Here is a 14,085-nt window from a genome sequence, read left to right as displayed (position 1 = left end):
GTCAAGACGCGTCCGCCATTCCCAATCTTTCGTTAAGGATTTTCTGTTTCCCTGCGCGCAGTGCACAGACATCGGGAGTATGGCGTGCTTCACAAGCTTTCGATTCGTCATCAATTCGCGGCGATCGGCCTTTTCGGTATCACCATGACGATTGCCGCCCTGGTGATCAGCCTGCTCGGCGCCTATCACCTCGAACTGAACGCGAAGAAGGCGGAAGTCCGCACGCTGGTGAACAATGCCGTCGCCCTCACCGGCTCCTTCGTCCGCCTCGCCAAATACGGCGCCCTGACCGAAGACCAGGCGCAGGGCCTGGCTCTCGAGATTCTCGGCGCCGCCAGGTTCGATCACGGCAACTACTATTTTGTGGACGACAAGGACGGCACGATCATCCAGCACGCCAACAAGGCCCTGATCGGCACGAACCGCAGCAACACCAAGGATGCCTACGGCACCTACATCATCCGGCCGATGCTGAAGGCGGCACTGGCGGGCCACCCGATCTTCCACGAATACTACATTCCGAAGGCCGGCTCGAAGACGCCCGAGGCCAAGATTTCCTACATGGCCAAGGTGCCCGGGTGGAACTGGGTGATCGGCACCGGCATGTATGTCAGCGACCTGCGCACCTCGTTCTGGAGCAACGTTGCCCGTTTCGTCGGCATCTTCGTACCGGTCTTCCTGCTCTTCCTGGTCGCGATGTATTTCATCCAGCGCAACATCGCCGGAATCCTGAAGGCCATGACCGGTGCGATGGCGCGGCTCTCGAAGGGCGACCTGAAGGCGGAGGTGCCCTATGTCGCGCGCGCCGATGAAATCGGCGGCATGGCCCGGGCCGTCGAGGTCTTCAAGGCGGCAGGCATCGAGAAAGCCAGGCTCGAAGCCGAGGCGGCCGCTTCACGCGCGGCGCGCGAGGCCGAGGCCGCACGAAGCGCGGCCGAGCGCGAACAAGCGGCGCAGCAACTCGCTTTCGTCGTCGAATCCATCGCGACCGGCCTTGAGAACCTCGCTGCCGGGCGAATTACCTATCGCCTCAACACGTCCTTCGCCGCCGAATACGAACGCCTGCGCACCGATTTCAACGCGGCGATGGAGAGGCTTCAGGACACGATGCGGGTGATCGCCGCGAACACCTCGGCAATCCGCTCCGGCACCGGCGAAATCGCCGCCGCCGCCGACGATCTGGCGCGGCGCACCGAACACCAGGCCGCAACGATCGAGGAAACCGCCGCCACTCTCAGCGAAATCACCGAAACCGTCAGCGGCACCGCAACCCATGCCGCCCATGCGCGCGAGGCCGTCAGTGCCGCCATGGCGGATGCCGGGCGCGGAGGCGCCGTTGTCGCCCGCGCCGTGGCCGCCATGGGCGAAATCGAGACCTCCGCCGAGCAGATCGGCAACATCATCGGCGTGATCGACGAAATCGCCTTCCAGACCAATCTCCTTGCGCTGAACGCCGGCGTCGAGGCGGCCCGCGCGGGCGATGCCGGGCGCGGCTTCGCGGTCGTCGCCTCCGAGGTGCGGGCGCTGGCCCAGCGATCGGCCGATGCGGCGAAGGAAATCAAGGCGTTGATCTCGAAATCGAACCAGCAGGTCGCCGCCGGCGTCGATCAGGTCGGGCAGACCGGCAAGGCGCTGGAACGCATCGTGGCCCAGATCGCCGAGATCAACCAGGTCGTCAGCGACATCGCCAGCGGCGCGCAGGGCAATTCCGCCCGCCTGCTCCAGGTCAACGATGCCGTGAGCCAGATGGACCAGGCGACCCAGCAGAATGCCGCGATGGTCGAGGAGTCGACCGCGGCAAGCCACAACCTGGCGCGTGAGGTCAAGCAGCTCGCAGCCCTGATCCACCGCTTCGATATCGAGGAGTCTGCTCCGGCACCGGTGCGCTCTCCGGCTCCGGCCGAACGGCCGGCCGCGGCACCGCCCGCCCGGCGCATGCCGGAACCGACCATGGCCGATGAAGGCTGGGAGGAGTTCTGAGGCGAGGCCGCGCCATCACGCCTCGGCGCGCGGCGCATATCGCGCCAACGCGGCCGACCGGCGCATCACCGCGCGCGCGTCCCCCGCGTGGATGACGCCGAGAGCCTCGGCCTGCAGCAGCAGATTGCCAGAGGTCGTCGCCTCCACCGGCCCGGCCACGACCTCGAGCCCCACCGCATCGGCGATCGCCTGATTGAGCAGCGCCATGCGCGAGCCACCGCCGACGACATGCACGGTCCGGCTCCGCCGGTCCGCCACCCGGTCGACCATGCGCAGGGTGCGGGCGATCGCCTCGCCCAGGCTGTTCAGGATCACCCGCGTCGTCGCCGCCTCGCTCTCGGGCGCGCGTCGTCCGTGCGCCGCGCACCAGCGCGCGATGCGCGCCGGCATGTCCATCCCCGGCTGCAGGAACAGCGGGTCCTCGGCGTCGATCACGGTGTCGGTCGCGACCTTTTCCGCCGCCGCCAGTAGCGCCTCGATCGGCGGATCGCCCCAGCCGCGCATCGATTCCTGCAACAGGAACAATCCGCTCGTGTTGCGCAGCAGCCGCGTCGTGCCCCGCACGCCCTGCTCGTTGGTCACGTTCGCCTCCCGCGCCGCCGCGGTCAGCACCGGCGCCGTCACCTCGATGCCGGTCAGGCACCAGGTCCCGCTCGAGACGTAGCTCCAGGGCAGATCGTCCGCCGCCGGAATCGCGGCGACGGCACTCGCGGTATCATGCGTCGCCGGGGCCACCACCACGGCGCCCTGCAGCCCGGTATCCGCCGCGATCTCCGGCAGCAGCGGACCCAGGACCGTTCCGGGCTCCACCAGTTCCGGAAACATCGCGGGATCGAACCCCGCCGCGGCGATCAGCGCCTCCGCCCAGCCACGACGCACCGGATCGTAGAGCTGGGTCGTGCTCGCATTGGTATGCTCGGCGACGATCCGGCCGGTGAGCCAGAAGTTCAGCAGGTCGGGCAACATCAGCAGATGTGCCGCATGGTCGAACAGGCGGGGCGCATCCCGCCGCGCCGCGACAAGCTGCGGCAAGGTGTTGATCGGCAGGAACTGGATGCCCGTGGCGGCATAGATCGCCTCGCGCGGCAGCCGCGGCGCGATCAGGTCATAGGCCCCCGCGGTCCGCTCGTCGCGGTAGCAATGCACCATGCCGAGCGGCACCCGGTCGGCATCCAGCAGCGCGTAATCGACGCCCCAGGTCGTCACGCCGAGACTGGCGACCGCCCCCCCGCGCGCGACCTTGCGCAGTCCGTCCCGGATTTCCTGCCACAGCCGCAGCACATCCCAGTAGAGATGCCGGCCGAGGCGCACCGGCCGGTTCGGAAACCGGTGGACGATCTCGAAATCCAGGACGCCCTCCGTGACCGCGCCGCAGGCGACGCGCCCGCCGGAAGCGCCGAGATCGATCGCGACGTGGCGCGGCGCCTCAGCGGACATAGGCCGCCGGCACGCCGCCATCGACGGTCAGCACGCCGCCGGTCGTCTTCGCCGAAAGGCCGGAGGCGAAGAAGAACACGGCCTCGGCCACATCCTCCGGCAGAATGTTCACCTTCAGCGTGGTGCGCGCGCGGTAATGCGCTTCCAGCTCGTCATCGCTGATGCCATAGGTCGCGGCACGATCCGCCCGCCAGGCGGAATTCCAGATCGAGGATCCGGCCAGCACCGCGTCCGGCAACACCGTGTTCACCCGGATCCCGGCGCCGCCGCCCTCCTCGGCGAGGCAGCGGGCCAGGTGCAGTTCCGCCGCCTTCGCCGCCGAATAGGCACCGGCATTGCGCCCGGCCGCGACCGCGTTCTTGCTGGCGACGAACACCAGCGACCCGCCGCCCGCCTGCGCGCGCAGGATGCGGAAGGCGGCGCGGGCGACGAGGAAGTAACCGGTCGCGAGAATGTCGAACTGCACCTGCCAGTCCGCGAGGCTGGTCTCCTCGATCGGCGCGCTGCGGCTGATCCCCGCGTTGTTCACCACGATATCGACGCCGCCATAGGCCAGCACCGTCTCCTCGAACGCCGTGCCGACGGCGGCCTCGTCGGTCACGTCCACGCTCGCTGCCATCGCCCGCCCCGCGCCGCCCGCCGCCACGATGGCGCCGGCGACCTGCGCGGCCCCCTCGGCATTGCGGTCGGCGATGACGACATGCGCGCCGTCGCGCGCGAGCCGCGCCGCCACCGCGCGGCCGATGCCGCTCGCAGCACCGGTCACGAAGGCGACATGCCCGTCCAGCGGCTTCGGCGGCGGCTTGCGCGAAAGTTTGTAGAGCTCGAGCGGCCAGTATTCGATGGCGTAGCTTTCCGAATCGCTCAGCGTCTCGAAACCGCCGACGCTGCCGGCATGCCGCATCACCGCGATCGCCCGGCGATAGAGCTGGCGCGAGACCTCGGCAGCGCCGATATCGGCGCCCGAGGTCACCATGCCGAGGCCCGGAACCAGCACGATGCGCGGATACGGCGCCGCCATGCGGTCGCCCACCGCCGCGTGCGCCGCGAAATACGCCTTGTAGGCGTCGACGAATTCGGCGATTCCGGCCTTCGCCGCGGCCAGCAGCGACGCCGCGTCCCGCTCCGGCGTCCAGTCCAGCACCAGCGGCACCCGCTTGGTGTGGACCAGATGATCGGGGCAAGCGGCGCCGCGCATCGCAAGGTCGCGGCATGCGGCGGCGCCGACGAACTCCAGCACCTCGTCATCATCGTCGACGCGCAGCACCACCTTCCGCCCGTCGCCCAGCACGCCGGCCATCGCGCCGCGCAACGCGGGCAGCAGGGCGGCGAACAGGTCTTGCCGGCGCGCCGCCGCCGCGGCCTCAACCCGTGCCGCCCCGAACGGCGCATCCGTGGCACGGGCGGCAAGCCAGGCCTCCGCCTCCTCGATCACCGCGATCGTCTTCGCGTAGCATTCCGCCGAGGTCTCGCCCCAGGTGACCAGCCCGTGCTTGCCCATCACCACGCAGTCGAGCCCCGGATTGTCGCGCACCGCCGCGCCGATCATGCGCGAGAGCGAGAAGCCCGGCCGCACATACGGCACCCAGGCCGCGCGCGCGCCGAAGATCTCGCGCATCAGTTCCTCGCCGCGCGGCGAACAGGCGATCGAGATGATCGCGTCGGGATGGGTGTGATCGACATGCGGCGCCGGCACGAAGGCGTGCAGCAGCGTCTCGATGCTCTGCCGCGGCCGTCCGGGCTCGAACACGGTGCGTTCGAGATAGGCGGTCATCTCCTCATCCGACATCTCTTCGCGCGCGAACAGCGGGTCGATCTCGTCGAGCTTCAGCGCGGCGAAATCGGTCTCGCTTATGCTGCCGAGATCGCTGCCCGATCCCTTCACCCAGAGCACCCTTGTCTTCCGGCCGAGGTGATCGGTCTCGACCGATTTCACCGAGGTATTGCCGCCGAAGATGTTGACGATGCGGCGGTCGGCGCCGAGCAGGCGGGAGCGGTGCGCCAGCGCGGCGAGCCCCTCGCCGGCGGGCGGCGACGAGGCGGCCCAGCCTGCGCATCGTTTATCGGGCACGCGGCCCAGAACGTCCTTCATCGGCTCTCTCCTCAGTCCCCATAGCCGCTGGCGGCGGCGGCAGTGCCGCGGTCGCGGCGGATCTCGCGCAGATACGACCCGTCGCGATGCGCCATCACCGGATCCTCCGGGAGGTTGCGCCGGCGCCGCCAGCCGGCGAGCAGCGGGCGCACATCGGTGCGGAACGCCTCCATGACGATGCGATGCGCGCCCAGCACGTCCCCCGCTTCCTGGGCAGCGGCCAGTGCCGCGCGATCGATCAGCAGCGCCTTCGCATAGGCCTCCTGGCAGTTCAGCACGCTCAGGATCATGCCCTCGATCTTTTCCTCGATGTTGAAGCTCTGATCGATCATGTATGAAACCGCCCGGGCGCAGGCGGCGGTGCCCGTGTCCGCATCCGCCTCGGCGGCGACGAGTTCGGCATAGATCAGGAACAGTTCGAGCGGATTGACCGAGCCGACGATCAGGTCGTCATCGGCATAGCGGCGGGCGTTGAAGTGGAAGCCGCCGAGCTTGCCCTCGTCGAGCAGCACGGCGACGATCGATTCGATGTTCACGCCCTGCGCGTGATGGCCGAGATCGACCAGCACCGCCGCCTGCGGCCCGATCGCCCTGGCATGGGCGAGCGCCGCGCCCCAGTCGGCCAGATCGGTGTAGTAGAAGGCGGGCTCGAAGAACTTGTATTCGATCAGCATGCGCGCGCCCTCGGGCAAGAGTGCCGCGCAGGCTTCGAGCCCGCCGCGCAGCCGCCGCCGGCGGGCGCGGAAATCGTCCTGCCCGGCATAGTTGGTGCCATCCGCGAACCACAGGCTGAGATCGGTCGAACCCGTCGCCTTCATGATCGCGATGCATTCCTCGAGATGCGCCGCCGCCTTCGCCCGCACCGCCGCCTGCGGGTGGGTGAGCGAGCCGAGGCGGTAGTCGTCGTCCTGGAACAGGTTCGGATTGATCGCGCCGATGCCGATCCCGCGCGATGCCGCGAAGCGGCCGAGCGCCGCCGGATCGTCCACGCGGTCCCAGGGAATGTGCAGGGCGACGCGCGGCGCGATGCCGGTCTGCCGGTGCACCTCGGCGGCATCCTCGATCTTTTCCCACACGGTGCGGGCCGCGCCCGGCAGCGGGAACGTCTTGAACCGCGAGCCGGTATTGCCGAACGCCCAGCTCGGCGTCTCGATCGCCTGCGCATCGAGCCGCGCCATCACTGCTTCCTGGTCCATGTGTCCTCCCTGCGCCGCCGGCGCGTTCACGGCGCGACGATCACCCTGATGTCGGCTGCCTCGAGCGCCGCCATGTCCGCATCCGCCGGCGGCCGGTCGGTCACCAGCACGTCGATCTCGTCCATTGCCGCGATGGTCGCGAGCGCGCGGCGGCCGAATTTCGATGAATCCATCAGCGCCACGGTCATCGCGCCGGAACGCAGCATGGCGCGCTTCGCCCCCACTTCCGGCAGATGCGAGTCGGTCAGCCCCAGCGCGGCATGAAAGCCGCGCGCCGAAAAGAACACCTTGTCCGGATGCAGGCGCGACATCGATTCCTCGAACAATACCCCGGTGAACGAGCGGGCGGGCCCATGGAACGCGCCGCCCACCATCACGAAGGGCACAGCACTCGCGGCCAGCGCATTGGCGGCGTCGAGCCCGGAGACGATCGCCGACACGTTCCGGTCATGCACCATGCGCACGAGGGCGAGCGCCGTGGTCGAGGCATCGAAGGCGACGGTGTCGCCCGGCGCGATGAGCGACAGCGCCGCGCGGGCGATCGCCGTCTTCGCCTCGGTGTTGCGGGCGGCCCGCAGCTGGTGGCTGATCTCCTCGCCCATCCGCTCGCGCAGCCGCGCGCCGCCGCGCACGCGCTCCATCAGCCCCTGGTCGACCAGCGCGTCGAAATCGCGCCGGATCGTCATTTCGTGAACCCCGAACTCCGCTGCGAGATCGCGCACTCGCACCACGCCGCCGCCGAGCGAACGGCGCAGGATGTCCTGCTGGCGCTCCGAGGCCGGAATGTCCTGGCGTTGCGTTTCGCTCATCCTGCTGTTTGAAATCCCGGACAATCTAACATCATCATGTGTGCTATAAGATCATCGCCGTTCAAGAATATCAAGGCTTGAGCATGAATTTTTCGATCTCGAATATTGCACCGCACCAAATCGGCACGAAACTCAGAAATGACTTGACAGATTTATGTGCGCCGATGTTTGCTGCATGTGACATCTGGTCGGGCCGTCAATCCGGCGCCGGCCGGGAACGTCGTGGTCCAAGAAACAGAAAGGAAACGCCAATGACCCTCGCGGCCCGACTCCGCCACCAGACCGCCTTCCGGCTCGGCCTCGGCCTCGCCGGCGCGATGATCCTCGCCGCCGGCGCGACGCCGGCCCGCGCCGCCGAGCCGACCATCGCCTTCGTGCCCAAGCTGATCGGCATCACCTATTTCACGGCGATGAAGCAGGGGCTGGATCAGGCCGGGAAGAAGTTCGGCGCGCACATCATCTACCAGGGGCCGACCACGGCCTCGGTCTCCGGCCAGTCGGAAATCGTGCAGAGCCTGATCAACAAGCACGTCACCGCGGTCGGCGTTTCCGCCAACAGCCCGACCGCGCTCGAGGCGCTCGCGAAGCAGGCGAAGGCAAAGGGAATCCTGTTCTATTCGAGCGACTCCCAGGTCGAGGGGCCGGATGTCGCCCTGCGCGTGCAGCAGACCAGCAACAAGGCGCTGGCCGACACGGTGGTCGACCAGCTCGCCAAGACGATCGGCGGCAAGGGCGATGTCGCCTTCGTCTCCGGCGGGCCGACCGCGACCAACCTGAACGCATGGATCGCGCTGATGAAGCAGCGCCTCGCCGCGAAATACCCGCAGATCAAGCTCGTCTCGGTCCAGTACGCCGGCGAGGACATCAACAAGGCGACGCAGGTCACCGGCCAGTTGCTGTCGGCCTATCCGCACCTGAAGGGCGTGGTCGGCATCAATTCGACCGCGGTGCCCGGCGCCGCCCAGGCGGTGCTGCGCGCCGGCCTCAGCGGCAAGGTCGCCGTGACCGGCATCACCGACCCGAACAGCATCCGCCCCTTCATCCTCGACGGCACGGTGAAGAGCGTGGTGCTGTGGAACCCGATTTCGCTCGGATACCTCACCGGCTGGGGCGTGATCCAGGAGCTGGAGCACAAGCCGTTCAAGGCGGAAAACACGGTGCCCGGCCTGAAGCAGAAGGTGAAGTATTTCCCGAAGACCCACACGCTGCTGCTCGGCAATCCGATGGTCATCACCAAGGCCAATGTGAGCATGAATTTCTGAGGCCGGGATGCCCACGCCGTCCTCACCCCGGGTCGAGGTCTCGGGAATCCGCAAGCGCTTCGGCGGTGTGACGGCGCTGGGCGGCGTCGATCTCTCGATCGGGCGGGGCGAGGTGCATGCCCTGCTCGGCGAGAACGGCGCCGGCAAGTCCACCCTGATCCGCGTTCTCACCGGCGCGATCATGCCCGACGAGGGCGAGATCCGGATCGACGGCGCGCCCCGCCGCTTCGCCCACCCGCGCGACGCGCAGGCGGCCGGGATCGCCGCGGTCTATCAGGAGCCGATGATCTATCCGCACCTGACGGTGCTGGAAAACATCTTCACCGGCAACGAGATCGCCTCCGCCGCCGGCATCGTGCGCCGGCAGGAGATGGCCGAGGCCGCGCTCCCCTGGTTCGACCGGCTGGAACTCGATCCCGCCCTGCTGCACCGCCGGATGGGCGAACTCAGCCTCGGCTATCAGCAGCTCGTTCTCATCGCCAAGGCGCTGGTGCAGGACGCGCAGGTGATCATTTTCGACGAACCGACCTCGATCCTGTCCCAGGCGGAGACCGACCGGCTGTTCACCATCATCGGCCGGCTGCGCGCCGACGGCCGCTCGATCGTCTACATCACCCATCGCCTCGACGAGATCCGCCGGATCTCCGACCGCGTGACGGTGCTCACCGATGGCCGCGTCACCGGCAGCGCGGCGGCGGACGATCTCGACGAGGAGCGCCTGCTCGACCTGATGGCCGGCAAGGCGCATCGCGATTACGGCAAGCCGCGCGAGGACCGGCGGATCGCCAACGATGCCGATCCCGCCCTCAGGATCGAGAAACTGACCAGGGCGGGACTTTATGACGGCGTGGACTGGTCGATCCCGCCGGGCACGGTCACCGGCGTCTACGGGCTGGTCGGCTCCGGCCGCAGCGAAGTGGCCCTCGCCGCGTTCGGCGCGCTCCCCGCCGACAGCGGCCGCGTCCTGCTGCACGGCCGGCCGATCAGCCCGCGCGATCCGGCGCAGGCCATCGCCCTCGGCATCGGCTACCTGCCGGAGGATCGCAAGCTACAGGGCATCTTCGCCACCAAGCCCCTCGAGGCGAACCTGACCGTCAGCACGCTCGACCGTTTCCTCCGCGCCGCGATGAGGCTCGATTTCGCCGCCCTGCGCGGCGAGGCGGCGCGGCTGATCGCCCATTACCGGATCAAGGCGCGGGACGAGACGGTGGCGATCGGCACGCTCTCGGGCGGCAACCAGCAGAAGGCGCTGTTCGCCCGCTGGGCAGGGCAGTCCCTGAAGGTGCTCATCCTCGACGAGCCGACCCGCGGCATCGACATCGGCACCAAGGCCGAGATTCACGACTTCATCCGCAGCCTCGCCGCCGGCGGCCTCGCCGTCGTCGTGATCTCGTCGGACCTGCCGGAGGTTCTGGCGGTCAGCGACCGGGTGATCGTGATGCGGCGGGGCACGGTCGTGCAGGTCGCCGAAGGCGAGGCGATGCAGGCCGAGACGATCCTCGCCGCCGCCGTCGGCGCCGCCGCGCGCGCGGCCTGACCCGGCGGCCCGGCGCAAGATGCAGGAAACGGACGCAAAACGCATGTCAGTCGACAACCCGGCGGGAACGCCGAGGACGATCGGGGCGTTCGGCCCCGCCCCCACCACCGGCCGCCCCGCCCCGCGGCCGCCGCGCGACTACCTGCCGCGCGGCCGCGAGGGGCTGCTGCTGGTCACGCTCGCGATCCTCGTGCTCGCGGCCGGATTCGGCTCGCACGGCGCCTTCTGGAGCCGGGTCAATCTCGACAATCTCCTGGTCGGCAGCGCGATCACGCTGATCCCGGCGATCGGCATGACCGTGGTGATCCTCACCGGCGGGATCGACGTCTCGACCGGCTCGATGCTCGGCCTCTGCACCGCGATCGGCGGCACCTGCTTCGCCGCCGGCTGGAGCATCGCCGCGACGATCCCGGTCTTTCTCCTCTCCGGCGCCGCCTTAGGCCTGATCAACGCGCTGCTGATCATCAACGGGCGCATCCCGCCGGTGATCGCGACGCTGGGCACGCTGAGCATCTACCGCATGTTCGTCTTCATCGTGCTCGGCGGCAACTGGATCACCCAGATTCCGCCGGCGCTGACGATGATCTTCGTGGTCGACCACCTGGCCTTCCTGCCGGTGGTCGCCGTCATCGCCATCGTCCTGCTCGCCGCCGGCATGGTCTTCCTGCGGTATTTCCGCTGGGGCCGGCACGTCTACGCGCTCGGCAACAACGAGGAGGCCGCACGCCTCGCCGGAATCAAGCCCGAGCGGATCAAGCTCGCCGCCTATGTGATGCTCGGCCTGCTCACCGGCCTCGCGGCCCTGCTCACCCTCGGCCAGAGCCCGATGGCGCAGACATCGACGGGCAGCGGCTTCGTGCTGCAGGTGATCGCCGCCGTCGTGCTCGGCGGCACGGCGCTGAGCGGCGGCCGCGGCACGCTGCTCGGCACGCTGCTCGGCACGCTCATCGTGCAGGTCGTCGATGACGCGATCGTGCTGCTGCACATCCAGCCCTTCTGGGGCGGCGTCGCCCTCGGCGCGGTGATCCTGGCCTCGATCGGCGCCGGCGCGAAACGCGAAGCGATGGAGACACGCTGATGCACGCTTCCGGCTTCGAACGAACCCGCCCCGTCCTGCTGCTCGCCATGGCGGTGCTCGCCCTTCTCGGCTTCGCCATCGGCCACCCCGCGATCCTCTCCGGCGCCAATCTCTCGAGCATGGCGGTGTTCGGCGTCGAGATCGGCATGATCGCCCTCGGCCAGACCTTCGTGATCTGCGGCGGCGATACCGGGATCGATCTGTCGGTCGGCGCGACGATGGCGCTCTCCCAGGTGATTCTCGGCCGCCTGCTGCATGGCGGCCTGCCCTGGCCGGTGGCGGTCGGCGGCGCGCTGGCGTCCGGCCTGGCGCTCGGCGGGGTGAACGCCGCGGCGGTCAGCCGCTTCCGCATCCCGCCGATCATCGCGACCCTCGCCACGCTGTTCGCCTATGACGGGCTCGCGCTGGTGGTCACCGGCGGGGTGAATATCGACCTGACGAAATCGCCGCCCGCCTTCCTCGCCATCGGCCAGGGCACGCTGGCCGGCCTGCCCTTCCAGCTGCTGGCGCTCTACCTGCCGCTGCTCGCCGTCTTCGCCTTCGTCCAGCACGGCACACGCTACGGCCGCGCCCTCTACCTCACCGGCACCAACGACCGCGCGGCGACGCTCGCCGGCGTGCGCGTCGCGCGGGTCCGCGGCTGGGCCTATGTCGCCGCCGGGCTGGTCGCGGCGATCGCCGGCGTCGTCAGCGCCGCCCGGCTCGGCACCGCCCGGCCCGATGCCGGCGCGCAGGCGAACCTGATCAGCATCGCCATCGTCGTGCTCGGCGGCACCGGCATTTTCGGCGGCACCGGATCGGTGATCGGCACGGCGATGGCGACCGTCGTCATCGCCATCGTCGATTACGGCCTGAGCTACAACGACTTCAACCCGATCTATCAGGCCGGCGTGATCGGGACGATCCTGATCGGGGTCATCCTGATCGAAACCCCGTTCGTCGCCTGGCGCGCCCGCCGCCCCCGCGCCTGAACGCGAGACGCAGCGCCCGATGGAACAGATCGCCTTCCGCATGCAGCTCGACCCCGCGCAGGCGGCGGAATACGAGCGCCGCCACGACGAGATCTGGCCCGAACTCGTCGCCGCGCTGAAGGATGCCGGGATCAGCGATTACAGCATCTTCCTCGACCCGTCGGACGGCTCGCTCTTCGCCGTGCTGCGCCGCCGCCCCGGCCATGCGATGGACGCGCTGCCCGAACAGGCGGTGATGCGACGCTGGTGGCAGGCGATGGCCGACATCATGCGGACCAACCCGGACGCCTCTCCCACCGCATCGCCGCTGCGCCGCGTCTTCCACCTGCCCTGAAGCCGGCGGCCAACCCGGAGCGCGTTAAGCGTTTCTTCAGACATTCGGCTTAGAACCAGCCGGGGCCGACCAGCGGCAGCGGAAGCCATGTTAGTATTATTTATCAAATTCAAAGCACTATGCGGCGACCGGCGCGGCAATATCGCGATCATCACCGCGCTTGTATCCCTGACCCTGATCTTCATCCTCGGCATGGGGATCGATTACGGCCTCGCGATCGACCGCAAGTCGCAGATGGAATCCTATGCCGACGCCGCGGCCCTCGCCGCCGTCACCCCCGCGATGGTCGCCGCCGGCCAATCCTCCGCCATCACGACGGCCCAGAACGTCTTCAACGCGCAGGCCCTCACGATGACCGGCGTGACCTACAACGCCAACGACGTCACCGTGTCGATCGCCACCAGCGGCGACAAGCGCACCGCGACGGTGCAATACCAGGCCCAGTCGCAAGCCATGCTGCCGGATGTGATGGGGTTCGGTTCCATCAAGATCGGCGGCCAGGCTACGGCGACGACGACGATCGCCCCGAACATCGACTTCTATCTCCTGCTCGACGACTCCCCCTCGATGGCGATCGCCGCCACCCAGAGCGGCATCAACACGATGGTCGCCAACACGACGGCGCAGGGCGGTTGCGCCTTCGGCTGCCATGAAGAGAATCCGTCCGCCGATAACCTCCAAAACCCCTACGGCGAGGACAATTACGCCCTCGCCCGCAGCCTCGGCGTGACCTTGCGGATCGACATGCTCCGCCAGGCCACGCAGGACCTGATGACGACGGCGCAGACGACCGAAACCCAGAAGGGCACCACCTACCGGATGGCGATCTACACGTTCGACATCGGGCTGAACACGATCGGCAACCTCACCTCCGACCTTTCCCAGGCCCAGACCGAGGCGGGCAACATCCAGCTGCTGGAAGTCTACTCCAACAACTGGCTGACCCAGAACGACTACAATGACGACGAGGACACCAATTACGACACCGCCCTGAACGGCATCAACGCGATCATGCCCAACCCGGGAAACGGCACCGGTGCCGCCGGCGACACGCCGCAGGAAGTGCTCTTCTTCGTGACGGACGGCGTCGAGGACGAGGACGTCAACGGCAACCGCCAGCAATCCCTCCTCAACACCGACCTCTGCACCGCCATCAAGAACCGGGGGATCAGGATCGCGGTCCTCTACACAGAATACCTGCCGCTGCCGACCAACAGCTGGTACAACACCTACATCGCGCCGTTCCAGAACAGCATCGCGCCAACCCTTCAGCAATGCGCCTCGCCCGGCCTCTATTTCGAGGTGAAATCCGGCGGCGACATTTCTGCCGCGATGTCCGCGCTGTTCCAGACGGCCGTGCAATCCTCCTATCTATCGAGTTAGCGGAGC

The 14,085-nt window shown here is 68.4% G+C and carries 11 protein-coding genes; 7 read left to right on the top strand and 4 right to left on the bottom strand.

What is annotated here, in order from left to right; genetic code table 11:
* Window positions 1-84 precede the first annotated feature (84 nt).
* Window positions 85-1,980, top strand: a complete 1,896-nt coding sequence (locus tag RT91_RS00825; RefSeq protein ID WP_007423431.1) for a methyl-accepting chemotaxis protein — start codon at window positions 85-87, stop codon at window positions 1,978-1,980.
* Between the two features lie 15 nt (window positions 1,981-1,995).
* On the opposite strand, the gene RT91_RS00820 is transcribed toward RT91_RS00825, so the two are convergent.
* Genes RT91_RS00820 through RT91_RS00805 form a run of 4 tightly spaced genes read right to left on the bottom strand, consistent with a single transcriptional unit; the run spans window position 1,996 to window position 7,514 of the window.
* Window positions 1,996-3,417 carry a rhamnulokinase family protein gene (locus tag RT91_RS00820; RefSeq protein ID WP_035185145.1) on the bottom strand — a complete coding sequence of 474 codons (1,422 nt, stop codon included), beginning with the start codon at window positions 3,415-3,417 and terminating at the stop codon, window positions 1,996-1,998.
* Window positions 3,407-5,509, bottom strand: a complete 2,103-nt coding sequence (locus tag RT91_RS00815; protein WP_035185143.1) for a bifunctional rhamnulose-1-phosphate aldolase/short-chain dehydrogenase — start codon at window positions 5,507-5,509, stop codon at window positions 3,407-3,409. The genes RT91_RS00820 and RT91_RS00815 overlap by 11 nt, the downstream gene beginning before the upstream one ends.
* 11 nt (window positions 5,510-5,520) lie before the next feature.
* Entirely contained in the window at window positions 5,521-6,705 is a 1,185-nt protein-coding gene (gene rhaI, locus RT91_RS00810) for an L-rhamnose isomerase (RefSeq protein ID WP_035185368.1), read from the bottom strand.
* Window positions 6,706-6,731: 26 nt separating this feature from the next.
* Window positions 6,732-7,514 (bottom strand): DeoR/GlpR family DNA-binding transcription regulator, encoded by a 783-nt coding sequence (locus RT91_RS00805; protein WP_012040461.1) that lies wholly within the window; start codon window positions 7,512-7,514, stop codon window positions 6,732-6,734.
* 251 nt (window positions 7,515-7,765) lie between these two features.
* Between RT91_RS00805 and RT91_RS00800 the strand changes: the two genes are divergently transcribed.
* From RT91_RS00800 to RT91_RS00775, 6 genes are all read left to right on the top strand, one after another.
* Window positions 7,766-8,776: an autoinducer 2 ABC transporter substrate-binding protein gene (locus tag RT91_RS00800; RefSeq protein WP_007423655.1), complete on the top strand. Its 1,011-nt coding sequence runs from the start codon at window positions 7,766-7,768 to the stop codon at window positions 8,774-8,776.
* Between the two features lie 7 nt (window positions 8,777-8,783).
* Window positions 8,784-10,313, top strand: a complete 1,530-nt coding sequence (locus RT91_RS00795; RefSeq protein WP_035185140.1) for a sugar ABC transporter ATP-binding protein — start codon at window positions 8,784-8,786, stop codon at window positions 10,311-10,313.
* 43 nt (window positions 10,314-10,356) lie between these two features.
* Entirely contained in the window at window positions 10,357-11,391 is a 1,035-nt protein-coding gene (locus tag RT91_RS00790) for an ABC transporter permease (RefSeq protein ID WP_240314134.1), read from the top strand.
* The gene (locus RT91_RS00785; RefSeq protein ID WP_035185136.1) at window positions 11,391-12,362 is read left to right on the top strand and encodes an ABC transporter permease; all 972 of its coding nucleotides are present in this window, start codon (window positions 11,391-11,393) and stop codon (window positions 12,360-12,362) included. The genes RT91_RS00790 and RT91_RS00785 overlap by 1 nt, the downstream gene beginning before the upstream one ends.
* A gap of 19 nt (window positions 12,363-12,381) precedes the next feature.
* Window positions 12,382-12,696: an L-rhamnose mutarotase gene (gene rhaM, locus RT91_RS00780; protein ID WP_035185133.1), complete on the top strand. Its 315-nt coding sequence runs from the start codon at window positions 12,382-12,384 to the stop codon at window positions 12,694-12,696.
* Window positions 12,697-12,783: 87 nt separating this feature from the next.
* Window positions 12,784-14,079 (top strand): pilus assembly protein TadG-related protein, encoded by a 1,296-nt coding sequence (locus tag RT91_RS00775; protein WP_035185130.1) that lies wholly within the window; start codon window positions 12,784-12,786, stop codon window positions 14,077-14,079.
* Window positions 14,080-14,085 lie beyond the last annotated feature (6 nt).

It is taken from the genome of Acidiphilium sp. JA12-A1 (assembly GCF_000724705.2).
In the GTDB taxonomy this organism is placed as follows: Bacteria; Pseudomonadota; Alphaproteobacteria; order Acetobacterales; family Acetobacteraceae; genus Acidiphilium; species Acidiphilium multivorum.
Note: the sequence above shows the minus strand (reverse complement) of the source record. Positions and strands in the feature narration are given on the sequence as shown.